This window comes from Pseudomonas fluorescens, assembly GCF_001307155.1.
In the GTDB taxonomy this organism is placed as follows: Bacteria; Pseudomonadota; Gammaproteobacteria; order Pseudomonadales; family Pseudomonadaceae; genus Aquipseudomonas; species Aquipseudomonas helvetica.
The window spans coordinates 3,707,733-3,730,432 of record NZ_CP012830.1; the positions used below are offsets into that span (position 1 = coordinate 3,707,733).

Genomic DNA, 22,700 nt, shown 5'->3' on the forward strand with positions numbered 1-22,700 from the left:
TTACATGGCATTGGGGTTCACGCCAGCGATAGAAATTTACGGGGCCAACGCGACCCTGATCAATCAGCGCCTGATCAGTTGGGAACACATTGATGCCGCCGGTATCGAGTCCGATCAACTGACTCTGGTGCTCGATCTGGAAGGCCTTGAAGGGCTGCCGAGCCTGGGCGGGAAAGTCGGCTTGTGCGTGGGTTATCTGGAATCCGGGCTGGTGGATAAAGGCCAGTTTCTGGTAACCCGACGCACGCCGACGCTGTTCCCGTTTCGCGTATCGCTGGTGGCTACCGCCGCACCGTTCAGTGCGGCAGACGAGAGCGGATTTCAGCAGCGCCGCTCGGCCAGCCATGGCCCGACTACCCTCGGCGCATTGTTTCGCGAGCTGACAGCCAGGCACGGCTTTTCGCCGAGGGTGGACCCGGCATTGGCGCTGAAAAAGGTCGAGCACATCGACCAGTCGAATGAAACCGACATGGGTTTTATCACGCGCTTGGCGAGCAAGTACGGCGCCATCGCCAAACCGGTCAATGAGCTGTATGTGCTGGCTCGGCCAGGTCAGGTCAAATCGTTGTCGGGCAAAGTATTGCCGGACGTGAAATTGTCGGTCACCCACAACAATCGCCCCGGCGATCATGCGTTTATTACCGCCACCCTCGATGACTCCGCCCGGGGCAAAAGCCAGGGCTGCAAGATCAGTTGGTGGGACGCCGCAGCCGGTTTGCTGCGGGTGGTTGAAACCGGGCTCGCGCCGTTCAAGACCGTGCGCCAGCGCTGCCAAAGTGCGGAAGAAGCGCAGGCGGTCGGCGAAGCCGAAGTGCGCAAAATGGGCCGTGAAAAGCTCAAGGTAAAAATCAGCTGTCCGGGTAATCCTGACTTTTCGGCTGAAGGGTTGGTAGTGCTGGACGACACGTGGCCGGGCTTTATGCGTGGGCGCTGGTCGATCGATAAAGTCACCGCCAGCGGCGATCGCACCAATAGCTATCGCTGCATGATCGAGGCGACTTGCCTTGACCCGAATGCTGACGCCATCGCCTGATCCAGGTTCCGGTCAGATCGCCTGCGGCAGCACATTCAACATCACCGCGACTGACGCACCGCCATCGCGAGCAAGCTCTGCTCCTACAAGAGCGGTGCCTTTCATAAAACGCTGGAGCGCCCTCATGAAGATCACGCCGATCCTCACGCAGTTGCGTGAGCAATGCCCAACCCTGGCCAATCGCGTGGCCGCAGGCTTAGACCTCGCCACGCTGCAAACCAACACACCGCTGCAAACCCCATGTGCCTACCTCGTGCCGCTCGCCGATCTGGCGAGCAAAAGCGTGGCGCAAAACCTGATGTTGCAACCGATCCGCGACCGTTTCGAAGTGACCCTGGTGCTCGACACCACGGACGCTACAAAAGCGCTGGATCTGTTGCACGACCTGCGCGCCGAACTCTGGCGCGCACTGGTGGGTTTCAAGCCCGGTAGCGGTTACGACGCCATCGTCTACGACGGCGGCGAACTGGTTTCCATCAACAGCAGTCGTGCGCTGTATCGCCTGCGCTTTTTTACCGAGTTTCAGCTCGGCCGCAATCTGCCAGGTCAGCCGGCAGAGAGCTGGCACGAGCGTGAACTGGACGGATTGTCGTCCTTTGCCGGGGTGACCGTGCGGGTCGATGCGATCGATCCGGCGGACCCCAACCTGAAACGTCCGGGGCCTGACGGGCGCCTGGAACTGACTTTTTCTGGAGACGTAAAGCAATGAGCAAACGCATCACTGTGCTGCCGGCCGAAGGCCGTGCCGTGCCCGACCCGGAAGCGGGCGATCTGTTGCCTCTCGAAGGCCGTGAAGTGCCGGACAACGCCTGGTGGCGTCGACGTCTGGCCGATGGCGATATCACTACCAAAGCCGTGGAAGCGGCAACACCACAGGGAGCCAAATAATGGCGATCGGATTCAGCAACATTCCTGCGGACATTCGTGTTCCGCTGTTCTACGCCGAGATGGACAATTCGGCAGCCAATAGCGCGTCGTCGGCCATGCGCCGGTTGATCGTCGCTCAGGTCAACGACAACGTTGCCAGCGCCGAAGTCGGCAAACTGGTGCTGGTGTCCAGCGTGGCGCTGGCCAAAAGCATCGGCGGCCAAGGCTCGATGCTGGCCTCGATGTACGAGACCTGGCGCAAGACCGATCCGGTCGGCGAAATCTGGTGCCTGCCGGTGCACAACACCGTGGGCAGCATTGCCAAAGGTGTGCTGACCCTGACTGGCACCGCAACGGAAAGCGGTGTGCTCAACCTGTACGTTGGTGGCGTGCGTGTTCAAGCGGCCGTGGTCAATGCTGCAACCGCGGCTCAGGCAGCGACTGCACTGGCTCTGAAAATCAACGCCAGCGCCGATTTGCCGGTCACCGCCGCTGCGGTCGAAGGCGTGATTACCCTGGCCGCCAAATGGACCGGTGACAGCGCCAACGACATCAGCCTGCAGTTCAATCGCCTGGGCAAGAGCAATGGCGAAGACACACCGGCTGGCCTGACCACCGCCATCACCCCAATGGCCGGTGGCGCTGGCGTGCCGGATCAAGTAGCGGCAGTCGCAGCGCTGGGTGATGAGCCGTTCGAATTCATCTGCATGCCGTGGACTGACACTGCAACCCTCAATACCTGGCAAGCCGTCATGGATGACAGCGTCGGTCGTTGGTCGTGGGCCAAGCAATTGTTCGGTCACGTCTACACCGCCAAACGCGGCACCGTTGGCACTCTGGTCGCCGCCGGTCAAACCCGTAACGACCAGCACATGACCATTCAGGCGCTGGAGTTGGGTGTCCCTCAACCGTTCTGGGTTCAGGCTGCCGCACTGGCTGCGCGGACTTCGGTGTTCATCTCTGCCGACGCCAGCCGTCCAACCCAAAGCGGCAGCCTGCCGGGCGTTGAACCGGCTCCGGCCAGTGAGCGCTTCACCCTGACCGAGCGCCAGTCGCTGCTCAACTACGGCATCGCTACCGCGTACTACGAAGGCGGCTACGTGCGCATTCAGCGGGCGATCACCACCTACCAGAAAAACGCTTACGGCCAGGCAGACAACTCCTATCTGGACAGCGAAACCATGCACCAGTCGGCGTTCATCGTGCGTCGCCTGCAAAGCGTGATCACCAGCAAGTACGGCCGTCACAAACTGGCCGCCGACGGCACCCGTTTCGGTGCCGGCCAGCCGATCGTGACCCCGAGCACCATTCGCGGTGAGCTGATCGCCCAGTACGCCAAGCTCGAGCTGGAAGGCCACGTCGAGAACGCCGAGCTGTTCGCCGAGCACCTGATCGTCGAGCGCGACAGCCAGGACCCGAGCCGCGTCAACGTGCTGTTCCCGCCGGATTACATCAACGGCCTGCGCGTGTTCGCGCTGCTCAACCAATTCCGTTTGCAGTACGACAACGCGGCCTGAGTGCCGCGTTTCACTGTGTGATTTGTGCCCACCTCGCGTGGGCTTTTTATTGAAGGGAGAAACACCATGGGTCAACTGATTGCGGGCACCTGCTACGTCAAAGTGGACGGCGCTCAACTGACCATCAACGGTGGCTGCGAAGCGCCGCTGATGTCCACCAAACGCGAAACACTGGTGCCGGGTTTCTACAAGGAAACCGACATCACCCCATCGTTCAAGGTGACGGCACTGCACACCCCGGACTTCCCGCTCAAGCAGCTAATCGCCGGTACCGACATGACTGTCACCTGCGAATTCAGCAACGGCAAAGTCTTCGTGCTGGCCGGTGCCTACCTGGTCGATGCGCCGATTTCCAAGGGCGATGACGCGTCTATCGCGTTGGTCTTCGAAGGTGTGAAGGGGACCTGGCAATGACTCAAGCCGTGAAGCTGCAAGTGGCCATCGAGGCCCACGGCGAGCCGCTGACCGAACTGACCCTGCGCCGTCCGACGGTGCAGGAGGTGCGGGCGATCAAGGCGTTGCCGTACAAGATCGACAAGAGCGAAGAAGTCAGCCTGGACATGGACGTCGCGGCCAAATACATCGCGGTCTGCGCCGGCATTCCGCCGTCGTCGGTCAACCAGTTGGATCTGGCTGACCTCAACGCGCTGAGCTGGGCTGTCGCGAGTTTTTTCATGAGTGCGGCATCGGCGCCATCACCGACCTGATCGCTGTCGCCTATGACCTGGCCTGGTTCTGGAAGGTTGACCCCGAACAGATGATGGCCAGGCCACTGGACGTGCTCCGCGAATCACTGGAGCACGCGCAACGGATCAATGCGATGCAGCAGGTGCAGTGATGGCAGAGACAGAAAAGATTGAGAAAAAAGCGGTCTTGCTGACCGGCATCGATGAACTGTCACCCAAACTCAAGGACCTTCGGGCGAAAGTCGATGGCTTCAAAACCAACCTTGAGCAGGCCGGTATGGGCAGGCTGGACATCAGCGGCTTGTTCAAGGGCGGCAGCGTGGTCACGCCCTTCGTCGAAGGTATCAAGTCGGCGGCAGCGTTCCAGGGCAAATTGGCAGAAGTCAGTGAGTTGGCAAAAGGCGTTGATGTACCGAGCGTACCCAAAAGTGCTGCGCAAAACCTGAACGTTTTCAGCGCTTCGATGGACAAGGTCTCGGTCGCGGTTGACGCCGCATTAATGCCGGCAGTCAGCGCGGTGGTGGTCGGTCTCGAGCCGTTGCTCAATGGCGTCGGAACGTTGCTCAACGACAACCCGGAACTGGTCCAGGGCATTGCCGCGGGCGCTATCGCGTTCTCGGCGATTCAATCGGCGGTTACGGGTGCTTCACAAGCGCTTGATCTGATGAGCACGGTGCTCAAGACCAGTCCGCTGATGCTGATAGCCATGGGCATTGCGTTGGTGGCTGGGGTAATCGTTGCAAACTGGAAGCCGATCTCGGCGTTTTTCGCCGGGCTCTGGCAAGAGATTGCACCGGTTGTCATGCCGATGGTCGAGTTCTTCAAGACGATGTTCGCCTTCACGCCGCTGGGGCTGATCATCAATAACTGGGGGCCGATCAGTCAGGTGTTCGCTGCGCTCTGGGACGTTATCAAAGCGGCGGCTTCGCTGCTGTTCGAAGCGTTCAAGGTGATCTTCAGCTGGACGCCATTGGGGATGATCATCGCCAACTGGCGTCCGATCAGCAGCTTCTTCAGTTCGCTTTGGCAAGGGGTCAAAGCCGTTGCTGTGCCGGTGATCGACTTCTTCAAGACGCTGTTTTCCTGGACTCCGTTGGGGATGATCGTCAGCAACTGGCAACCGCTGGTTGGATTGTTTTCAGCAATCTGGGATTTACTTCGGGCATTGTCCGTGCCCGTGGTGAGCTTCCTTAAAAGCCTGTTCGACTGGTCGCCGATGGCGTTGGTCAGCGCAGCCTGGGACCCGCTGAGCAATTACTTCTCGGGGATGTGGCAAACCCTGGAGGTGATGGCGCAACCGGTGGTGGACTTTTTTAAAGGTCTGTTCGACTGGTCGCCGATGATGCAGGTCAGTGCGGCGTGGCAGCCACTGAGTGAGTTCTTCTCAGGCTTGTGGGACTCGCTGACCAGTGTCACGGCCCCGGTCGGGGAGCTGTTCAAAACGCTGTTCGACTGGTCACCGATGCAGATGATTACCGAGCACTGGACGCCGATCATCGCGTGGTTCAGTGGGCTGTGGGAAAAGCTCAAGGCGATTATCGAACCGATCAAGGACCTGTTCGGCGGCAGTGTCAGTGGCTTCATCGCGAAGATCACCGGCAAGGTCGAAGGCTTGACCGAGGCGCAACAGAAAACCAACGCCGAAGGCAAAGGTGAACTGGCGCCAGCGTTTTTCGGTGCCAGTAGCGATCAAGCGTCGCTGTCGAGCGATTTGCCGAAAGGCTCCAACGCCCTGGTGCAACAAAGCGCCGCCAACAACCGTGCGCAACTGGAAGGCGGCCTGACGGTGCGCTTTGAAAATGCACCGGCCGGCATGCGTACCGATCAACCACAGACCAACCAGCCTGGCCTGGCCGTGACGTCGCAGATTGGCTATCGCTCACTGTCTCTAGGAGGTTCCAATGAGTTGGCGTGATCGTTTGTTGCCAGCGTCGTTTCGCGGCGTCGGATTCTGGGTCGATCAGGCGAAAACCCCGGTCGGCCAGAAAGGTCAGTTGCATGAGTATCCCCAGCGTGACCAGCCGTTCTTCGAGGGGCTTGGCCAACAGGCGAAGATCCACGACCTGATGGCGTTTATCGTCGGGCCGGATTGCCTGGAGCAGCGTGACAAACTGCTCAAGGCGCTGGAGGAGGGCGCGGGTGAGTTGGTTCATCCGTGGCTGGGGCGGATGCAGGTCAAGGTCGGCGAATGCGAAATGACCCAGACCCGCCAGGACGGCGGGCTGGTGACGTTCGCCCTGAAGTTCTACCCCGACCAGCCGCTGCAGTTCCCCACCGCTCAGGTCAACACTCGCGAGCAATTGCTGGTGTCGGCCGACAGCTTGTTGGGATCGATGGTAGGTCGCTTCGAAGATGCCATGAGCCTCATCAAGGCGGCACGGATCGGCATCAAGGAGCTGCGCGACAGCCTCAAAGACGTCTACGAGGTCATCGAGCATGAGTTCAAGCAGGTGATCGAGACCTACAAGGAGCTCAGTTTGCTGGTCAAGGCGATCAAGGAATTGCCCCGTGAAGTGAGCGCGGAGTTCAAGGGTTTGCTGGGCGACATCAAGGAACTCGGGGACTTCGCGCGTGAGGGTTACCGTGGCGTGCTCGCCAGCGCTTCGCAGCAGGTTGAAGCGGTGAAAAAGATCGACGCTCCCAAGCTCACCACTGGCAAGGACACGGTGGCGGCGGCTCAGGCCATGGCCAATCTGGTGCAGGACGCGTTGTTGGTGAAGCTCGGCTATCAGGTGGCGCGAATGCCGGTGGCGACCCCGGTGGTCAAATTGAACTCCACGCCGTCCCTCGCGCAGCAAGCGGTGCAGCCGGTGCAGCGGGTGGACGTGCCGGTGGCCGACGATGTGCTGACCTTGCGCGATGCGCTCAATGAAGCGATCTGGCAAGCCGCGCTCAAGGCGGACGCTGTGCATTATCAAGCGCTCAACGCCATGCGCCAGCAACTGTTCGGGCATCTGACGGCGGTGGCATCTTCCGGTGTGCGGCTGATCACGTTGTCTCCCAATCAGAGCATGCCGGCACTGGTGCTCACCTACAAATACCTGGGGGATGCCACTCGGGTAAGTGAAGTGACGCAACGCAACGGGGTGATCCACTTTGGATTCCTGCCCCCGGGCGGCCTGCAAATCGCCCGGGAGTAGACCATGACCGACCTTGCAAACGCCGTCAGCCTGACCGTTAACGGTCTGGATTATGGCGGCTGGAAAAGTGTGGAAATCAGTGCGGACCTGGAGCGTCAGTTCCGTACTTTCACACTCAACATCACCTGGCAATGGCCGGGGCAAACCCTGGCGGTGCCGATCAAACCCGGCTCACGTTGCCAAGTGCGGATCGGTTGCGACCTGGTGCTCACGGGACACGTCTACAAGGCACCGGTCAGTTACGATGGCAAGCAGATCAGTCTGAGTATCGAGGGCAGTTCGCTGACCCGGGACCTGGTGGATTGCGCGGCGATCAATCGTCCGAGCCAATGGCAGGAACAAAGCGTGCTGAGCATCGTCCAGGCCCTGGCATCGCCTTATGGCGTGGGAGTGGTCAGCGAGATCGCACAAACCGCCAAGTTGAATAAACACAGCATCGTCCCGGGAGAAACGGTGTTTCAGTCCATCGACCGCTTGCTGACCCTGTATCGGGTGTTCTCCACCGACGATGCCGAAGGCCGTGTGCTGTTGGCGAAACCCGGCAGCGGCGGGCGGGCCAGTGATGTGCTGGAACTGGGCAAGAACATTCTCTCGGCCAACGCGCCGATGGATTTCAGCCAGGTCTTCTCTGAATACCGGGTAATCGGCCAGCACAAGGGCAGCGACAGCAAAAGCGGCAGTGCGGTGAGCGAGGTGTCGGGTGTGGCGACCGATGCTACGGCCCAACGCAAACGGGTCACGGTGATCAGCGAAAGTGCGCAACTGACGCCAGAACTGGCGCAACAACGCGCCGATTGGGAAAGCGCCACCCGCACTGGCAAGGCCCTGACGACGACCTATCGCGTGCAAGGCTGGCGGCAATCCAACGGCGATTTGTGGCGGCACAACACGCAGGTCAGGGTGATCGACAAAGTGCTGGGTTTTGATCAGGACATGCTGATCTCGAAGGTCACTTACTCGCTCTCTGAACAGGGCTCCATTACCACCCTGCAAGTGGCGCCGCCGCATACCTTCGACGCCAACCCGGTACCCCCAAAATCCTGAGCACGGCGCACTTGTGTAGGAGCAAGGCTTGCCCGCGAAGCGTCCTGTCTGACCCAGCGCATTTGCCCCTATCGCCGGCAAGCCGTGCTCCTACGAGGAACCCATAATGAGCCTACTGACACGCCTCTTGGCGCGCGGCACTGTCGTGCTCGCCAATTCGGCGACCAAGCTGCAATCGCTGCAAATGCGCCTGACTGCCGGCGAAGTGAACGACGACATGGAGCACTTCGAACCCTACGGTTTCACCAGCAACCCGCTGGCCGGTGCCGAAGGTATCGCGACCTTTCTCGGCGGCGATCGCTCCCACGCCGTGGTACTGGTGGTCGCCGATCGCCGCTATCGCCTCAAGGCGCTGGCGCCCGGTGAAGTGGCGATCTACACCGACGAAGGGGACAAGGTCCACTTCAAGCGCGGGCGGATCATCGACATCGAAACCAGCACGCTGAACATCCGCGCCAGCAGCGCTGTGAACATCGACACGCCGACCCTGACCCAGACCGGCAAGATCGTCTCCCAGGGTGACCAGATCGCCGGTGGTATCAGCCAGATCAAACACGTGCATCCGGGCGTCCAGCCGGGCAACGGCCAGACCGCTGCCCCCGCAGGAGGCCAGTGATGTTTATCAGTCATGACCTCAAAACTGCACTGACCCGTTCGGTGCTGATCAGCCTCTTCACCTGGCGCCGCGCCGCCGACGATGACTTCCTCGATGACGACGAACGCTTCGGCTGGTGGGGCGACAGTTTTCCCACGGTGGCCGACGACCGAATCGGCTCGCGCCTGTGGTTGTTGCGCCGAGTCAAGCTGACCCGGCAGACCCAGCTCGACGCCGAATTTTATGCCCGCGAAGCCCTGCAATGGCTGATCGACGATGGCCACTGCAGCGCCATCGAGATCCTCAGCGAACGCCTCGACGACCAGCGCTTGAATCTGCGCACGGTCCTGACCCTGGCCGACGGTGAGCGTCTGGACATCAACCCTGAACACAGTTGGCAGGTGACCTATGCCGTTTGAAACGCCTTCGCTGCCGGTGCTGATCAAGCGCACCCAAAGCGACCTGGCCAGCGATTCGCTGCGCCAGTCCGATGCGCAAGTTCTGGCCCGAACCCTCGGCGGTGCAGCCTTTGGCCTGTATGGCTATCTGGACTGGATCGCCGAGCAGATTCTGCCGGACAAGGCCGATGAACCGACCCTGGAACGCATCGCCGCGCTACGCCTCAACCAGCCGCGTAAAGCGGCGCAATCCGCCCGCGGCAGCGTCAGCTTCAGCGCCACGGCGGGCGCGGTGCTGGACGTCGACACCCTGCTGCAATCGAGCGACGGTCGCACCTACAAAGTGACCGCCGCGCTCACCACCAGCAATGGCCTCAACAGCACCACCATCGCCGCGCTGGACGCCGGATCGCTCGGCAATGCGGATGCAGGCATGACGCTGATCCCGGTGCAACCGATCCAGGGCATCGGCGGAGTCTTCACCGTGCTGGCGCCGGGCCTGACTGGCGGCATTGCCCGCGAAAGCCTCGAATCGCTGCGCTCGCGGGTGATTCGCTCGTACCGCATCATTCCTCACGGCGGCTCGGCGCAAGACTATGAAACCTGGGCGCTGGAGTGCCCCGGAATCACCCGCGCCTGGTGTCGCGGCAGCTATCTGGGGCCAGGCACTGTCGGTTTGTTCGTCATGCGTGACGATGACCCGCAACCGGTTCCGGATGCGACACAACTGGCGTTGGTCCAGGCATACATCGAGCCTTTGCGCCCGGTCACTGCCGAGCTGCATGTGCTGGCGCCGGTGCAGTTGCCGGTGACCTACCGTCTGCGCCTGACCCCCGACACCAGCGCCGTGCGCGCCGCCGTCGAAGCGCAGTTGCGCGACCTGCACAACCGTGAGGCCGGGCTCGGGGAAACCTTGCTGTTGACCCACATTGCCGAAGCCATCAGCAGCGCCACTGGCGAAAGCGATCACAAACTGGTCGCGCCAGCCGCCGACGTTACGGCCGCGAGCAATCAGTTGCTGACGTTCGGAGGCTGCGTATGGCTGCAATAAGAACCGCCGAGCAATACCAGGCCCAACTGCGCAGCCTGCTGCCCAGCGGCCCGGCCTGGGATCCGGAGCGAGTGCCGGAACTGGAGCAAGTGCTGGAAGGCGTCTCCCAGGAACTGGCACGTCTCGACGCCCGCGCCGCCGACCTGCTCAACGAAATGGACCCGGCCGGCGTCAGCGAACTGGTGCCGGACTGGGAACGGGTGATGAACCTGCCCGATCCATGCCTGGGCCTGACCCCGCTGTTCGACGACCGCCGCCTCGCAGTACGCCGGCGGCTGCTCGCGGTCGGGGCCCAGACCGCTGTGTACTTCGTTGAAATCGCCCGTAGCCAGGGCTATCCAAATGCCACCGTCACTCAATCGCGAGCACCACGCATGGGGAGCTCAAGGTTTGGATCGGCGCACTTCGGTACATGGCAGGCTCAGTTTATGTGGACGCTTAATACCGGCGGCCGCCTCCTGCTGGGTCGCCGCTTCGGTGCCAGTTACTGGGGCGAGCGTTTTGGCATGAACCCGGGCTCGGCGCTGGAGTGCCTGATACACCGAAACGCACCTGCTCATACGCAGGTGAAAATCAATTATGACTAGGGAATAGAAAAGTGGATTATCCAAAGAGTGTGCCCAGCGTAGGGCTGGTAAATGGAAAGTTTGTCGACGAGAACCCGTTGAATGGCACCCCGGGGTCACTGATACCTGCCGCGTGGGGGAACTCGGTTACAGAAGAGTTGTTGGCTGTGATCAAAGGTGCAGGGGTTGTTCCTGACGAAGTCGAGCTTGGGCAATTGCTGTTGGCTGTACGCAAAATCAACCAGGCAGGATTGGTTGATTATGCGTTGGACACCGGTAAGGCCGATGCCTATGCGGCCAATTATGCTCCGGCGCTCATCAATCTGGTTGACGGCCTGGTACTGCGCTTCAAAGCGTTACACGCCAATACCGGCGCGAGTACCTTTTCGCCTAACGGACTGGCTGCCAAACCCATCGTTGGTACCGACCATAACGCGGTCCAGGAAGGAGAGATCACTGCCGCAGGTGATGTTTGGGTGCAATGGAACAGCTCGATTGCAGAGGGTGCCTGGGTGATGGTCGCCAGCACCGGAATGATCAAGCAGACCGGCAGTGATATTGGTGACATCAAAACTGTAGCGACTGCGGAGCCGCCAAAAGGCTGGCTGAAATGCAATGGTGAAATCGTTTCTCGCACGCAATATGCCGCGCTTTTTGCAGCCATTGGTACACGTTTTGGTGCTGGTAATGGAAATACGACCTTTGCCCTGCCTGATCTGCGCGGTGAATTTGTACGTGGCTGGGACGATGGTCGCGGAGTCGATGCCGCACGGGAAATGGGCAGTACGCAAGGCGGACAAAATGCCTCGCACACCCACGCGGCCTCGACTGCCGGCGCGGGTACACATAACCATAGCGCCTCGACAGGAGGCGCAGGTACCCACACCCATACCGGCATCACTAACAATTCCGGAGATCACCAGCATGGCGTTTATGCCAACGGTAACAACACCTCTTTTGGTCGTCAGGGCACCGGCAGTGGGCCGGGCGACTATAACGCGGTGACCGCAGCAGGGGGCAACCACGCCCATGGCTTGGCGATCAATGCGGTGGGTGACCACGCCCACTCCGTTGCGGTAGCTGCCGTTGGCGATCACGCTCACACCGTTACTGTGGCGGCGGTCGGCGGCAATGAATCGCGCCCTCGCAACATCGCGTTGCTGTACGTGATCAAGTACTAAGCAATAGGACATTGGTTTATGCCTCTTACAGAACAGCAGCTGCTCAAAATAATGCCCAACGCCCGCCTCCAAGCGGGCGTTTTCGTTTCTGCCCTCAACACCGCCATGACCCGCCACAACATCAACACCCCCAAGCGCATCGCCGCATTCCTTGCACAAATCGGCCATGAGTCGGGGCAGTTGCGGTATGTGCGTGAGTTGGGCAGCGACCAGTACCTCAGCAAATACGATACCGGCACGCTGGCCGTCCGCTTGGGCAATACGCCTGAAGTTGACGGTGATGGTCAGCGCTATCGGGGGCGTGGGCTGATTCAGATCACCGGGCGCGATAACTATCGTCGATGCAGCCTTGGACTGTTCGGTGATGAGCGTTTGCTGACCCTGCCAGAGTTGCTCGAGCAGCCTCAATGGGCGGCCGAATCGGCGGCCTGGTTCTGGGAGCTGAACGGTTTGAATGAACTGGCCGATCGTGAGCAGTTCAACAGCATCACCCGCAGGATCAACGGCGGGTTGAACGGGCTGGAAGAACGTTTGCAGCTCTGGACACGGGCGAGGGCGGTGTTATGCCAGCCTTCGGTCTGATGCCGGTTTCTTACCGGATGATTGGCGTCGCTGTACTGCTGGCCATTGTGGCTGGCGGTGCTGCGGCAGCGTCCTGGCACCTTCAGGATTGGCGTTACGGTCGGCAACTGGCGGAACAAGCCAGGTTGCACGGCGAGGCGCTGAACCAACTGACCCTGGCGGCGGCGAATCAACAGCGCACCGAACAGGACAAGCGCCTGGCCCTGGAGCAGCGTCTTCAGGCCAGCGATCAAACCTATTCAAAGGCCTTGAGCGATGCACAACGTGATCAAGGTCGCCTGCGCGACCGTCTTGCCACTGCTGATTTGCGCCTGTCAGTCCTTGTCGACCCCCGTGAAGCCGACACCGGTTGTGCTGTGTCAGCCGCCTCCGGCACCGGCGGCGTGGTTCATGGAACCCTACGAGCCCGACTTGAGCCGGCGCATGCTCAACGAATTATCGGCATCACCGACACAGGCGACCGCGGACTGATTGCCTTGCAGGCCTGTCAGGCCTATGTCAGAGCGCTTGCTCGCTAACATTTTGATCCAGCCTGCGTCTTGCAAGCGTGATTCGCTCGTGTACGGTAGTGCGCATGCCCGCCTGATCTAGGAGAGAGTCGTGAACGAAATCACCCAGCTTGCCGCGCAACTAGGCCGGCGTTTGCAGATGCTCAATGCCCACGTCAGCACGGCCGAGTCCTGCACCGGTGGCGGGATCGCCGAAGCGATCACCCGAATCGCCGGCAGCTCGGCGTGGTTCGAGGCGGGTTACGTCACCTATTCCAATCGGCAGAAGACCCAGCAACTGAATGTGCCCGCCGAGTTGTTCACCGAGGTCGGGGCGGTCAGTCGTGAAGTGGTCGAAGCCATGGTACGTGGCGCCCAGCACAATAGTCGCGCGCGTTTTGCCGTGGCGGTCAGCGGTATTGCAGGACCGGACGGCGGTACGTCGAACAAGCCGGTGGGCACCGTGTGGTTGGCCTGGGGGATCGGAGATGCCGTGTATTCGGAGTGCCGACACTTCCCCGGTAACCGCGGTGAGGTCCGCCGACAAACGGTGAAGGCCGCGCTAGAGGGGTTGCTGCAGTATACCGCCGGAGAAATCTCAAATGAGGGGTAGGCGATCCCGAAACGCTGTGGAATAATACTGGCTACTTATACAGGTGTTGGCCGTCAGGCCTTATTGATTACGTGAGGACTTTAATGGACGACAACAAGAAGAAAGCCTTGGCTGCGGCCCTGGGTCAGATCGAACGTCAATTCGGCAAAGGTGCCGTGATGCGTATGGGCGATCAAGACCGTCAGGCGATCCCGGCTATTTCCACTGGCTCTCTGGGTCTGGATATCGCACTCGGCATTGGCGGTCTGCCAAAAGGCCGTATCGTTGAAATCTACGGCCCTGAATCCTCCGGTAAAACCACGCTGACACTGTCCGTGATCGCCCAGGCTCAAAAAGCCGGCGCGACCTGCGCATTCGTCGACGCCGAGCACGCCCTGGACCCGGAGTACGCTGGCAAACTGGGCGTCAATGTCGACGACCTGCTGGTTTCCCAGCCGGATACCGGCGAGCAAGCCCTGGAAATCACCGACATGCTGGTGCGCTCCAACGCAGTTGACGTGATCATCGTCGACTCCGTGGCGGCCCTGGTTCCGAAGGCTGAAATCGAAGGCGAAATGGGTGACATGCACGTGGGCCTGCAAGCCCGTCTGATGTCCCAGGCGCTGCGTAAAATCACCGGTAACATCAAGAACGCCAACTGCCTGGTGATCTTCATCAACCAGATCCGGATGAAAATCGGCGTGATGTTCGGCAGCCCGGAAACCACCACCGGTGGTAACGCGCTGAAGTTCTACGCTTCGGTTCGTCTGGACATCCGCCGCACAGGCGCGGTGAAAGAAGGCGATGAAGTGGTCGGCAGCGAAACCCGCGTCAAAGTCGTCAAGAACAAGGTGGCTTCGCCGTTCCGTCAGGCCGAGTTCCAGATTCTTTACGGCAAGGGCATCTACCTCAACGGTGAGATGATCGACCTTGGCGTACTGCACGGCTTCGTTGAGAAATCCGGTGCATGGTATGCCTACAACGGCAGCAAGATCGGCCAGGGCAAAGCCAACTCGGCCAAGTTCCTGCAGGATAACCCGGACATCGCAGCCACTCTTGAGAAGCAGATTCGCGACAAGCTGCTGACGCCGACTCCAGACGTCAAGGCTTCGCCGGTCAAAGAGACTGCCGATGATCTGGCTGACGCTGATATCTGATTGATCCGATGACCGCCGTACTCGATACCCTCGTCGCGGTGCGGCGAACCGCAATGGACCTGCTCGCACGACGCGAGCACGGTCGAGTCGAGCTGACGCGTAAACTGCGTCAGCGCGGCGCTTCTGATGAAATGATCGATACAGCACTCGACCGTCTGACGGAAGAGGGGCTGCTGTCCGAATCCCGATACCTCGAAAGCTTCGTTTCCTACCGTGCCCGTTCCGGCTACGGCCCTTTGCGCATTCGCGAAGAGTTGAGCCAGCGTGGTTTGCAACGTGCCGATATCGAACTTGCCCTGCGTGAAAGCGGAATCAGTTGGCAGGAGAACCTGGAGGAGACCTGGCGACGCAAGTTTGCCGGGCATTTACCGATAGACGCCCGCGAGCGCGCCAAGCAAGGGCGCTTCCTCGCCTATCGGGGATACTCCATGGAAATGATTGGCCGCTTGTTCAGCGGCCGAGGAATGGATGACTGACTGAAAGGGCCCGACTATTGAAATAGTCGGGCCTTTTTTTGCTCAAGTAACCTTGATCTGTTCCCGTTTGCGTTGTGGCGTCTGGGGCGGCTGAGCCGTGGCCCAGTTTTCCGGCTGGTTGATGTAGTCGACCAGTTCACGCAGGCGTCCGTGATCACGGGCGTTGAACGTGAAGGACAGCCGTACCAGATGGCTGAACTGAGCCTCGTCGTGCTCCTCGCCAGCGTAAGTATGTTGATGAAAGTGATCGCTCAGGCACAGGTCGGCAAAGGCCTCCTGTATATGCTCGAGCGCCTGGTCGCTGAGTTTGTGATTCATGCGGATCACGAACTGATGTTTCAGCCAGCGGCTGGAGTGGAAGTTGCTGTAGAACTGATTGATTTCCGCCACAGCGTCATCGACGGTGTACACCAGACGAATCAGCTTCAGGTCGTTCGACAGGATGTAATGGTTGGCCTCCAATTGATTGCGGATGAAGTTCAGCGCACTTTCCCAGAACGTGCCGCCAGGAGCATCCAGCAACACCACGGGAACCAGCGGGCTTTTGCCGGTCTGGATCAGGGTCAGTACTTCCAGGGCTTCGTCCAGCGTGCCGAAGCCGCCAGGGCAGAGCACCAGTGCGTCGGCCTCTTTGACGAAGAACAGTTTGCGGGTAAAGAAAAAGTGAAACGGTAGCAGGTTGGCAGTGCCGCCTACGGTCGGATTCGCATGCTGCTCGAAGGGCAGGGTGATATTGAATCCAAGGCTGTTATCCCGGCCTGCACCTTCATGGGCGGCGGCCATGATGCCGCCGCCGGCACCGGTGATGACCATCAGGTTCGATTGGGCGAGTTTTGCGCCCAGTTCCCGGGCCAGGGCGTACAGCGGATGTTCAACCGGCGTACGTGCCGAGCCGAAAACGGTCACTTTGCGCCGCCCCTTGAACTGCTCCAGCACACGGAAGGCATGCTCGAGTTCGCGCAGGGTTTGCTGGGTGATCTTGGCGTTCCAGCGATTGTGGTCTTCTTGCGCCATGCGCAGGACCGTCAACATCATGTCGCGATAAATCGGAATATTCGGGCTATTGGGTGAAACCAGGTTGAGTTGCTCTTCGATCTTGCTGGTGAGATCGACGCCGATGCTCTGAAAATGACGCACCAGAAGCTCATTCGGTTGGTAAGGCATTCAACTTCTCCTTCTACACAGAACCTTCGGCTCGAACGAGAAATTCGCCTGAGCCGCGACACAGCTTGTGTCGCTCTCAGCCCGCAAGAGGGCTGGGCACTACACCCGACCCGACCTGACCATGAAGCGTTGAAGTGGCGGTCGAGTCATCCAGACGGGTTCTGCTTATCCCTTGGATGAAAGAAACGTTCGCACGACAGGACTCTGAATGGGCAGCCCCTTTTCTGCCCCGGACATTAAACACCAATACATTGAATCTAGACGCTCGTGGTGAGTTGCGCTGACTTGATCATGGTCCTCGAAAGTCTTCGCTGGCAATCACTTATTGCGAGTTCACAACCGACTGTCACCGCTCGTCAGAACCTGTGTCGGACGGCCAAGGCTCTGATTTACTCAGTTACAGACACAACACGACAGCATTGCGTCCAGGGCAAGGCGCAAGGCTTCAGGAGCGGTAGGGGATCATCGCGCAATGATTGGCGATCAAGTGCAAGGAGGCAGGCTATGAGCCTGGTGATTCTGGAGGTCGATGCGCAACTGTATCGATTGCTGCAGTCGGCGGCCGCGCGCAATCACGTGAGCCTTGAAGAGGAATGTCGTCGGCGCCTGGAAGGCCAAGAGTGGCGCTCGCCTTATTTGCAGGCGCTGGTGGCAGAGCTGCGCGCCGATGACGAGCAACGACGCGCAGGTTCGCACTGATTAAGTGATTACTTTTTCTTTTGCGCCGTTTGCGCAGGGCAATCCGATTCCTGGTAGCTGGCCGAGCCTACAGGGCGATTGGTTTTGTTTTCCGAAAAGTCGTAACGCATGATCGCGCCCTTGGCCATCAGCTTGCGGTAGTTCACGTTGCGGCAAACGCTGGCGCCCAGTTGCAGATAAACCACTTTCGGATTGGCGCGCATTTCGTCGGCATAAGCCGATTGCACGCTGATGTGGTCGATCAGCTGTTTGCCATCGACCGTATAACCTTGGTCGAGAAGGTTCTCATTGATTTCCCGAGGCAGGCCGACGTTACTTTCCGCAGCAACCTTTTCCAGCATCTTGCCCAGATTCAAGTCATTCAGGGAGGCTGCTTGAGCGCTGAAGGGCAGGGCCAGCAGAAGGGCAGCGGTGGGGACGATAAGGCGCAGCATGAAACTCTCCTGGTTCAGTGACTGGTGCTTCGACCAGCCACATGGCGGTGCGTTCAGTGGCGGCGGATTATAGGCGAGCGGGGGGTAGGCGGTACAGGTTTGGGCGAGCTGCTCTGGTAAACTGCCGCGACTTTCTGCCTTGCCGAGTGTTTTTTGTGTCGATATCCCTTCCCAGCCGGTGCTGCCTGCGATGAGCGATGCAGCCCAACGTTTTGCCACGAACGCCGTAGCCCGTCTGCGCGATGAGCGAGAAGAGGAGAGCACCAAGCCTTTTCTGGCCCGCGGTTCACGGGCGCCCCGTTGCCATACGTGCCGGGTGATCGAAAGCCACTGCCTATGTAACTGGCGTCCCCAGGTCGAATCACGGGCCGGTGTTTGCCTGATCATGACCAGGAAGGAAGTGTTCAAACCGAGCAACACCGGCTGGCTGATCGCAGACGTGGTCAGGGATAACTTTGCCTTTATCTGGTCGCGTACCGAGATCGACCCGCAATTGATCAAGCTTTTGTCCGACCCGCAATGGCAGCCTTATCTGGTCTTTCCCGGCGAATACGTTGCTCCCGAACGCGTGACTCATACCGTCGAGGCGACCAGCGAAAAGCGCCCGCTGTTCATCCTGCTGGATGCAACCTGGACCGAGGCGAGGAAGATTTTTCGGAAAAGCCCTTATTTCGACGGGTTTCCGATTCTGAGCCTGCTCCCCGAAAAACTCTCGCGGTACCGCCTGCGAAGGTCTACCCGCAGCGAACACCTGTGCACCGCGGAAGTGGCTGCGTTGTGCCTGGATCTGGCAGGGGATGTAGACGCTGCATCGGCACTGGATGCCTATTTCGATGTGTTCAGCCAGCATTACCTCGATGCCAAGCATCAACTGGAAATGAATGTCTCGACCCCGGCCCATACAGAATTGCTGCCTTTCGTTGAACACACCGCGCCGGTCATGTCCTGAGAGTCGCCCATACTGACAGGTAACCGCAGGTTTGCGGCTTGACCACCCAGGCTTCGCTGGGCATCCTTGGCGCCGATTAGGGTGCGGCCGAGATTGAAACGCCGGTTTTATGGGTTCTTGGCGTTGAACGTGCCCTGTTGGTGCCGCTGTCTGGTGGTACCTCGAGTTGCCTTGGCTAGGCCTGAATGCATCGGGTCTGCCATAAAAAACAGGATCATTTGAAAAATGGCCACATACGAAATCCTGATTGCCGATGATCACCCTCTCTTTCGCAGCGCGCTGCGCCAGGCCGTGACCCTGGGCCTTGGCCCCGAGGTTCGTCTGGTGGAAGTGGCGAGCATTGCCGAGCTGGAAGCCCGCCTGACCGAAAAGGCTGACTGGGATCTGGTGCTGCTGGACCTGAACATGCCGGGCGCGTACGGGTTTTCAGGGCTGGTGCTGTTGCGCGGTCAATACCCGCAGATTCCGGTGGTGATGGTTTCGGCTCAGGAAGAAGCCTCGATCATGGTGCGCTCCCGTGAATTCGGGGCCAGCGGTTTCATTCCCAAATCCAGTTCACTGGAAGTGATTCAGCAAGCGGTGCGCTCTGTGCTGGATGGCGATGTCTTCTGGCCGCCGCAGGCATTTGAAGCGGTCAGCGTTTCGGACGAGGCCAAGGCTGCCAGCGAAGGCTTGGCCAGTCTGACGCCACAGCAGTTCCGTGTATTGACCATGGTCTGCGAAGGTCTGCTGAACAAGCAGATTGCCTACGAGTTGAGTGTGTCGGAGGCGACGATCAAGGCGCATGTGACGGCGATCTTCCGCAAGTTGGGGGTGCGTACCCGGACTCAGGCGGCGTTGTTGTTGCAACAACTTGAGTCAATTTCGAGCCACTAACGGCGCTTTCATTCACGCTTTTTTAACTTCTGTTGATCTAGCTTTTCTACTTCTTCTGGTTCAGTTGCCTACTCTATGTCGCCTTTCAAAGGTCAAACCGGTCTCAAGCGCATTCTCAATGCAGGTGGTTATTCTCTCGACGGCCTGCGTGCAGCCTTCACCGGCGAAGCTGCTTTCCGTCAACTGGTGCTGCTCAATGTCATCCTGATTCCGCTGGCGTTTGTGCTGAACGTCAGCCACGTCGAGCGTGCCTTGCTGATTGCCGTCTGCATGCTGGCGCTGATCGTCGAGTTGCTCAATTCGGCCGTGGAAGCGGCCATTGACCGGATTTCCCTCGATCGGCACCCGTTGTCGAAAAATGCCAAGGACATGGGCAGCGCTGCTCAGTTAATGGCCCTGAGCATGATCGTGATGGTGTGGGCGGTGATTCTGCTTTAGGCAATCGTCGGCAAAACGATCTCGTCGCTGCGCTGAACCCCGGCGGTGAAAGCGCGGCACAGGTCGAGAAACTCGCGCATGGCCGACGTCTGATATTTCTGTTTATGCCAGATGAAATAAAACTGCCGCGCCAGATCCAGGTCTGGTGTTTCAACCGCCACCAGGCTGCCGCGGCGGAATGCATCGCGTAGCGCCAACCGCGATATACAGCCAATCCCCAAGCCAGATTCCACCGCGCGCTTGATCGCTTCGGTGTGTTCCAGCTCAAGCCGAATATTCAAGGCGCTTCGGTGGTGACGCATGGCCTGGTCAAAGGTCAGGCGCGTGCCTGAGCCTTGTTCGCGAAGGATCCATGCCTCGTGTGTCAGCTCCTCCATGCTGGCCTGGCCACGGGTGGCCAGCGGATGTTGCGGGGCGCAAAACACCACCAATTCATCCTCGACCCAGCTTTGTACCTCGATGTCCGGGTGGCTGCAGTCGCCTTCGATTAGACCCAGATCAATTTCATAGTGGGCGACTTGTTGCACGATGTTGGCAGTGTTCTGCACGTGCAGCTTCACCTGGCTTTCCGGATGGCGCTGCATGAAGCTGCCGATCAGCAACGTTGCCAGGTAGTTGCCGATGGTGAGCGTGGCGCCGACCGCCAGCGAGCCGAAACCGGACTTGCCGTTGAGCAGGTCTTCGATTTCCTTGGCCTGGTCGAGCAGGGCCACCGCCTGCGGCAACAATTGTTTGCCCATGGCATTGAGGCTCAGCCGCTTGCCGGCGCGGTCGAACAATTGGCAGCTGGATTGACGCTCGAGTTCGGTGATCGAGGTGCTGGCCGCTGACTGTGAAAGGTTGAGCAGGCCGGCAGCACGAGACACACTCTCTTGCTGAGCGACGGCGACGAAGACTTGAAGTTGACGTAGAGTAAATCGCATATCTATATAACCGATAACCCTTATCTTAATAATCCAGTTAACAGATATTGTCGCTGCCATTAGAATGCGATGCAATTGCGCACTGCTCTCTTGGCGCAGAGCATGCGCAGACAAAATCTCCAGGAGTCCCCCGTACATGAGCAACATGAACCACGAGCGTGTCCTCAGTGTTCACCACTGGAATGACACTCTGTTCAGCTTCAAGTGCACCCGCGATCCGGGCCTGCGCTTCGAGAACGGCCAGTTCGTGATGATCGGCCTGCAGCAGCCCAACGGCCGCCCGCTTATGCGCGCTTACTCGATTGCCAGCCCGAACTGGGAAGAGCATCTCGAGTTCTTCAGCATCAAGGTTCCCGATGGTCCGCTGACTTCCCAGTTGCAACATCTGAAGGAAGGCGACGAGATCATCATCAGCAAAAAACCGACCGGCACCCTGGTGCTGGACGATTTGAAGCCTGGCAAGCATCTGTACCTGCTCAGCACCGGCACCGGTCTGGCGCCGTTCATGAGCGTCATCCAGGATCCGGAAACCTACGAGCGTTTCGAAAAAGTGATCCTGTGCCACGGCGTACGTTACGTCAACGAAGTCGCTTACCGCGAGTTCATCACCGAGCACCTGCCGCAGAACGAGTTCTTCGGCGAGGCCCTGCGTGACAAGTTGATCTACTACCCGACCGTGACCCGCGAACCGTTTGAAAACGAAGGTCGTCTGACCGACCTGATGCGCAGCGGCAAGTTGTTCAGCGATATCGGCCTACCGCCGATCAATCCTGAAGACGACCGCGCCATGCTCTGCGGCAGCCCGAGCATGCTCGACGAAACCAGCGAAGTACTGAACAGCTTCGGTCTGAAAGTTTCGCCGCGTATGCGTGAGCCCGGTGACTACCTGATCGAGCGTGCGTTCGTCGAGAAGTAAGCTGTTGTTCCGCTGACGCAGAGCGTCACAGGATGCATTCCCACGCAGAGCGTGGGAACGATCAGCCCGCGTTGCCTGAGAAGGCAGCGCGGGCTTTTGCGTTTCTGGGGTTCAGGCTTTCGCGGGGATGACTTCAAGGACGCGGATCAGCCCGGCTTGCGGGTAATGCCAGCGTACGTCCAGGTCCCAGAACTGTGCGCCGTATTCGCGTTCGGGTGCGGGTGTCTGGTAAGCCGGGCGTGGGTCTTGCGCCAGGCATTGCTCGATCAGCTCGACCAAGGGCTCTTCAAGGCGCTGAGCGTGCGTATGCGCCTGTTGCAAGGCTGAATCCGCCCACAGCACGGGAATCAGTTGCGGCGCGGCGCTGGCGATCTCGTTGGATGCGCCCGGGATGATATCGGCATAGGGCACGTAGGGTTTGATGTCGAGAATCGGTGTACCGTCCAGCAGGTCAATGCCGGAGATCCACAGGCGATTGGCTTCAACCTTGTCCAGCTTGACCACCGATTGGCCAATGCCGTTGGGCCGATGGGTCGCGCGCGTGGCAAACACGCCCATGGACTTGTTACCGCCCAGGCGCGGTGGGCGGACTTTGAGTCGCGGCTTGTCTTCCAGTGCCTGATGGAACAGGAACAGCAGCCAGACATGGCTGACCTGCTCCAGGCCTTGCACCGCATCACCCTGATCGAACGGTGCCACCAATTCCAGAATGCCGCGAGCGGCCGGTGCCAGTTGCGGCTGACGCGGAATGGCGAACTTCTCCTTGAAGCAGGAGCGCACGAAGCCGATCGGGGAAACGCTGTAGGTCATGGTCTGGGGTCGAGACGGAAAAGAGGTGGGCATGATAACCCACGCTGCCTCTGTGGCGAGGGAGCTTGCTCCCGCTGGGGTGCGAAGCGCCCCCAAAACCTGTGACCGAGTCCTTCCC

The 22,700-nt window shown here is 59.7% G+C and carries 28 protein-coding genes; 24 read left to right on the forward strand and 4 right to left on the reverse strand.

Annotated elements, in window-relative coordinates; all coding sequences use genetic code 11:
• Positions 1-4 precede the first annotated feature (4 nt).
• From AO353_RS16720 to recX, 19 genes are all read left to right on the forward strand, one after another.
• Positions 5-1,033 (forward strand): phage tail protein, encoded by a 1,029-nt coding sequence (locus tag AO353_RS16720; RefSeq protein ID WP_054595949.1) that lies wholly within the window; start codon positions 5-7, stop codon positions 1,031-1,033.
• Between the two features lie 124 nt (positions 1,034-1,157).
• Positions 1,158-1,742: a phage tail terminator protein gene (locus AO353_RS16725; protein WP_054595950.1), complete on the forward strand. Its 585-nt coding sequence runs from the start codon at positions 1,158-1,160 to the stop codon at positions 1,740-1,742.
• On the forward strand, positions 1,739-1,921 hold the full coding sequence (locus AO353_RS16730; protein ID WP_054595951.1) for a DUF2635 domain-containing protein: 183 nt from the start codon (positions 1,739-1,741) through the stop codon (positions 1,919-1,921). The genes AO353_RS16725 and AO353_RS16730 overlap by 4 nt, the downstream gene beginning before the upstream one ends.
• Entirely contained in the window at positions 1,921-3,417 is a 1,497-nt protein-coding gene (locus AO353_RS16735; RefSeq protein ID WP_054595952.1) for a phage tail sheath subtilisin-like domain-containing protein, read from the forward strand. Before AO353_RS16730 ends, AO353_RS16735 begins: the two co-directional genes overlap by 1 nt.
• A gap of 66 nt (positions 3,418-3,483) precedes the next feature.
• Positions 3,484-3,831: a phage tail tube protein gene (locus AO353_RS16740; protein ID WP_054595953.1), complete on the forward strand. Its 348-nt coding sequence runs from the start codon at positions 3,484-3,486 to the stop codon at positions 3,829-3,831.
• A complete protein-coding gene (locus tag AO353_RS16745; RefSeq protein WP_054595954.1) occupies positions 3,828-4,124 on the forward strand; it encodes a phage tail assembly protein in 297 nt (98 codons plus the stop codon). The genes AO353_RS16740 and AO353_RS16745 overlap by 4 nt, the downstream gene beginning before the upstream one ends.
• Before the next feature lie 130 nt (positions 4,125-4,254).
• Positions 4,255-6,018, forward strand: a complete 1,764-nt coding sequence (locus AO353_RS16750) for a hypothetical protein (protein WP_054595955.1) — start codon at positions 4,255-4,257, stop codon at positions 6,016-6,018.
• Positions 6,005-7,243 (forward strand): DNA circularization protein, encoded by a 1,239-nt coding sequence (locus tag AO353_RS16755; protein ID WP_054595956.1) that lies wholly within the window; start codon positions 6,005-6,007, stop codon positions 7,241-7,243. Before AO353_RS16750 ends, AO353_RS16755 begins: the two co-directional genes overlap by 14 nt.
• A 3-nt stretch (positions 7,244-7,246) precedes the next feature.
• Positions 7,247-8,287, forward strand: a complete 1,041-nt coding sequence (locus AO353_RS16760) for a phage baseplate assembly protein (protein ID WP_054595957.1) — start codon at positions 7,247-7,249, stop codon at positions 8,285-8,287.
• Between the two features lie 106 nt (positions 8,288-8,393).
• Positions 8,394-8,903 (forward strand): phage baseplate assembly protein V, encoded by a 510-nt coding sequence (locus tag AO353_RS16765; RefSeq protein ID WP_054595958.1) that lies wholly within the window; start codon positions 8,394-8,396, stop codon positions 8,901-8,903.
• Positions 8,903-9,301, forward strand: a complete 399-nt coding sequence (locus tag AO353_RS16770; RefSeq protein WP_054595959.1) for a phage GP46 family protein — start codon at positions 8,903-8,905, stop codon at positions 9,299-9,301. The genes AO353_RS16765 and AO353_RS16770 overlap by 1 nt, the downstream gene beginning before the upstream one ends.
• Positions 9,291-10,331 carry a baseplate J/gp47 family protein gene (locus tag AO353_RS16775; RefSeq protein WP_054595960.1) on the forward strand — a complete coding sequence of 347 codons (1,041 nt, stop codon included), beginning with the start codon at positions 9,291-9,293 and terminating at the stop codon, positions 10,329-10,331. The genes AO353_RS16770 and AO353_RS16775 overlap by 11 nt, the downstream gene beginning before the upstream one ends.
• On the forward strand, positions 10,319-10,918 hold the full coding sequence (locus tag AO353_RS16780) for a YmfQ family protein (RefSeq protein WP_054595961.1): 600 nt from the start codon (positions 10,319-10,321) through the stop codon (positions 10,916-10,918). Before AO353_RS16775 ends, AO353_RS16780 begins: the two co-directional genes overlap by 13 nt.
• Positions 10,919-10,929: 11 nt before the next feature.
• Entirely contained in the window at positions 10,930-12,078 is a 1,149-nt protein-coding gene (locus AO353_RS31570) for a phage tail protein (RefSeq protein WP_146016071.1), read from the forward strand.
• A gap of 18 nt (positions 12,079-12,096) precedes the next feature.
• Positions 12,097-12,660, forward strand: a complete 564-nt coding sequence (locus AO353_RS16790) for a glycoside hydrolase family 19 protein (RefSeq protein WP_054595963.1) — start codon at positions 12,097-12,099, stop codon at positions 12,658-12,660.
• On the forward strand, positions 12,642-13,178 hold the full coding sequence (locus tag AO353_RS16795) for a lysis system i-spanin subunit Rz (protein WP_054595964.1): 537 nt from the start codon (positions 12,642-12,644) through the stop codon (positions 13,176-13,178). The genes AO353_RS16790 and AO353_RS16795 overlap by 19 nt, the downstream gene beginning before the upstream one ends.
• 82 nt (positions 13,179-13,260) lie before the next feature.
• Complete coding sequence (locus AO353_RS16800; protein ID WP_054595965.1) at positions 13,261-13,761, forward strand: CinA family protein; 501 nt, start codon at positions 13,261-13,263, stop codon at positions 13,759-13,761.
• A gap of 83 nt (positions 13,762-13,844) precedes the next feature.
• Entirely contained in the window at positions 13,845-14,897 is a 1,053-nt protein-coding gene (gene recA, locus AO353_RS16805; protein ID WP_054595966.1) for a recombinase RecA, read from the forward strand.
• 8 nt (positions 14,898-14,905) lie between these two features.
• On the forward strand, positions 14,906-15,373 hold the full coding sequence (recX, locus tag AO353_RS16810; RefSeq protein ID WP_054595967.1) for a recombination regulator RecX: 468 nt from the start codon (positions 14,906-14,908) through the stop codon (positions 15,371-15,373).
• A 42-nt stretch (positions 15,374-15,415) separates the two neighbouring features.
• On the opposite strand, the gene AO353_RS16815 is transcribed toward recX, so the two are convergent.
• On the reverse strand, positions 15,416-16,537 hold the full coding sequence (locus AO353_RS16815; RefSeq protein ID WP_054595968.1) for an LOG family protein: 1,122 nt from the start codon (positions 16,535-16,537) through the stop codon (positions 15,416-15,418).
• Positions 16,538-17,041: 504 nt separating this feature from the next.
• Here AO353_RS16815 and AO353_RS16820 point away from each other — a divergent pair.
• Positions 17,042-17,236, forward strand: coding sequence for a hypothetical protein (locus AO353_RS16820; protein ID WP_054595969.1), 195 nt, complete (start codon positions 17,042-17,044; stop codon positions 17,234-17,236).
• 8 nt (positions 17,237-17,244) lie between these two features.
• On the opposite strand, the gene AO353_RS16825 is transcribed toward AO353_RS16820, so the two are convergent.
• Positions 17,245-17,670 (reverse strand): PA3611 family quorum-sensing-regulated virulence factor, encoded by a 426-nt coding sequence (locus tag AO353_RS16825; RefSeq protein WP_019692124.1) that lies wholly within the window; start codon positions 17,668-17,670, stop codon positions 17,245-17,247.
• 190 nt (positions 17,671-17,860) lie between these two features.
• Between AO353_RS16825 and AO353_RS16830 the strand changes: the two genes are divergently transcribed.
• The 3 genes from AO353_RS16830 (at position 17,861) to AO353_RS16840 (ending at position 19,933) form a co-directional block, all read left to right on the forward strand.
• Positions 17,861-18,619 (forward strand): tRNA-uridine aminocarboxypropyltransferase, encoded by a 759-nt coding sequence (locus AO353_RS16830; protein WP_054595970.1) that lies wholly within the window; start codon positions 17,861-17,863, stop codon positions 18,617-18,619.
• Positions 18,620-18,844: 225 nt separating this feature from the next.
• The gene (gene erdR, locus AO353_RS16835; RefSeq protein ID WP_054595971.1) at positions 18,845-19,495 is read left to right on the forward strand and encodes a response regulator transcription factor ErdR; all 651 of its coding nucleotides are present in this window, start codon (positions 18,845-18,847) and stop codon (positions 19,493-19,495) included.
• 75 nt (positions 19,496-19,570) lie between these two features.
• Positions 19,571-19,933 carry a diacylglycerol kinase gene (locus tag AO353_RS16840; RefSeq protein WP_054595972.1) on the forward strand — a complete coding sequence of 121 codons (363 nt, stop codon included), beginning with the start codon at positions 19,571-19,573 and terminating at the stop codon, positions 19,931-19,933.
• Here the strand turns inward: AO353_RS16840 and AO353_RS16845 are convergent.
• Positions 19,930-20,856 carry a LysR family transcriptional regulator gene (locus AO353_RS16845; RefSeq protein WP_054595973.1) on the reverse strand — a complete coding sequence of 309 codons (927 nt, stop codon included), beginning with the start codon at positions 20,854-20,856 and terminating at the stop codon, positions 19,930-19,932. The two genes, AO353_RS16840 and AO353_RS16845, sit on opposite strands and share 4 nt — an antisense overlap.
• 136 nt (positions 20,857-20,992) lie before the next feature.
• Here AO353_RS16845 and fpr point away from each other — a divergent pair, with 136 nt between their 5' ends.
• Positions 20,993-21,772, forward strand: a complete 780-nt coding sequence (gene fpr / locus AO353_RS16850; RefSeq protein ID WP_003189055.1) for a ferredoxin-NADP reductase — start codon at positions 20,993-20,995, stop codon at positions 21,770-21,772.
• 111 nt (positions 21,773-21,883) lie between these two features.
• Here fpr and tsaA read toward each other — a convergent pair whose 3' ends face one another.
• Positions 21,884-22,582 (reverse strand): tRNA (N6-threonylcarbamoyladenosine(37)-N6)-methyltransferase TrmO, encoded by a 699-nt coding sequence (gene tsaA, locus AO353_RS16855; RefSeq protein WP_054595974.1) that lies wholly within the window; start codon positions 22,580-22,582, stop codon positions 21,884-21,886.
• Between the last annotated feature and the right edge of the window lie 118 nt (positions 22,583-22,700).

What these genes read in the sequence shown, in the direction of transcription:
- AO353_RS16755 (WP_054595956.1), top strand. Translation starts at nt 6,005, where the DNA reads ATGAGTTGGCGTGATCGTTTGTTGCCAGCGTCGTTTCGCGGCGTCGGA.
- AO353_RS16790 (WP_054595963.1), top strand. Translation starts at nt 12,097, where the DNA reads ATGCCTCTTACAGAACAGCAGCTGCTCAAAATAATGCCCAACGCCCGC.
- AO353_RS16725 (WP_054595950.1), top strand. Translation starts at nt 1,158, where the DNA reads ATGAAGATCACGCCGATCCTCACGCAGTTGCGTGAGCAATGCCCAACC.
- AO353_RS16795 (WP_054595964.1), top strand. Translation starts at nt 12,642, where the DNA reads ATGCCAGCCTTCGGTCTGATGCCGGTTTCTTACCGGATGATTGGCGTC.
- AO353_RS16815 (WP_054595968.1), bottom strand. Translation starts at nt 16,537, where the DNA reads ATGCCTTACCAACCGAATGAGCTTCTGGTGCGTCATTTTCAGAGCATC.
- AO353_RS16740 (WP_054595953.1), top strand. Translation starts at nt 3,484, where the DNA reads ATGGGTCAACTGATTGCGGGCACCTGCTACGTCAAAGTGGACGGCGCT.
- AO353_RS16780 (WP_054595961.1), top strand. Translation starts at nt 10,319, where the DNA reads ATGGCTGCAATAAGAACCGCCGAGCAATACCAGGCCCAACTGCGCAGC.
- recA (WP_054595966.1), top strand. Translation starts at nt 13,845, where the DNA reads ATGGACGACAACAAGAAGAAAGCCTTGGCTGCGGCCCTGGGTCAGATC.
- erdR (WP_054595971.1), top strand. Translation starts at nt 18,845, where the DNA reads ATGGCCACATACGAAATCCTGATTGCCGATGATCACCCTCTCTTTCGC.
- AO353_RS16750 (WP_054595955.1), top strand. Translation starts at nt 4,255, where the DNA reads ATGGCAGAGACAGAAAAGATTGAGAAAAAAGCGGTCTTGCTGACCGGC.
- AO353_RS16825 (WP_019692124.1), bottom strand. Translation starts at nt 17,670, where the DNA reads ATGCTGCGCCTTATCGTCCCCACCGCTGCCCTTCTGCTGGCCCTGCCC.
- tsaA (WP_054595974.1), bottom strand. Translation starts at nt 22,582, where the DNA reads ATGACCTACAGCGTTTCCCCGATCGGCTTCGTGCGCTCCTGCTTCAAG.
- AO353_RS16820 (WP_054595969.1), top strand. Translation starts at nt 17,042, where the DNA reads ATGAGCCTGGTGATTCTGGAGGTCGATGCGCAACTGTATCGATTGCTG.
- AO353_RS16720 (WP_054595949.1), top strand. Translation starts at nt 5, where the DNA reads ATGGCATTGGGGTTCACGCCAGCGATAGAAATTTACGGGGCCAACGCG.
- AO353_RS16735 (WP_054595952.1), top strand. Translation starts at nt 1,921, where the DNA reads ATGGCGATCGGATTCAGCAACATTCCTGCGGACATTCGTGTTCCGCTG.
- recX (WP_054595967.1), top strand. Translation starts at nt 14,906, where the DNA reads ATGACCGCCGTACTCGATACCCTCGTCGCGGTGCGGCGAACCGCAATG.
- AO353_RS16840 (WP_054595972.1), top strand. Translation starts at nt 19,571, where the DNA reads ATGTCGCCTTTCAAAGGTCAAACCGGTCTCAAGCGCATTCTCAATGCA.
- fpr (WP_003189055.1), top strand. Translation starts at nt 20,993, where the DNA reads ATGAGCAACATGAACCACGAGCGTGTCCTCAGTGTTCACCACTGGAAT.
- AO353_RS16845 (WP_054595973.1), bottom strand. Translation starts at nt 20,856, where the DNA reads ATGCGATTTACTCTACGTCAACTTCAAGTCTTCGTCGCCGTCGCTCAG.
- AO353_RS16760 (WP_054595957.1), top strand. Translation starts at nt 7,247, where the DNA reads ATGACCGACCTTGCAAACGCCGTCAGCCTGACCGTTAACGGTCTGGAT.
- AO353_RS16730 (WP_054595951.1), top strand. Translation starts at nt 1,739, where the DNA reads ATGAGCAAACGCATCACTGTGCTGCCGGCCGAAGGCCGTGCCGTGCCC.
- AO353_RS16830 (WP_054595970.1), top strand. Translation starts at nt 17,861, where the DNA reads ATGAGCGATGCAGCCCAACGTTTTGCCACGAACGCCGTAGCCCGTCTG.
- AO353_RS16765 (WP_054595958.1), top strand. Translation starts at nt 8,394, where the DNA reads ATGAGCCTACTGACACGCCTCTTGGCGCGCGGCACTGTCGTGCTCGCC.
- AO353_RS16745 (WP_054595954.1), top strand. Translation starts at nt 3,828, where the DNA reads ATGACTCAAGCCGTGAAGCTGCAAGTGGCCATCGAGGCCCACGGCGAG.
- AO353_RS16770 (WP_054595959.1), top strand. Translation starts at nt 8,903, where the DNA reads ATGTTTATCAGTCATGACCTCAAAACTGCACTGACCCGTTCGGTGCTG.
- AO353_RS16775 (WP_054595960.1), top strand. Translation starts at nt 9,291, where the DNA reads ATGCCGTTTGAAACGCCTTCGCTGCCGGTGCTGATCAAGCGCACCCAA.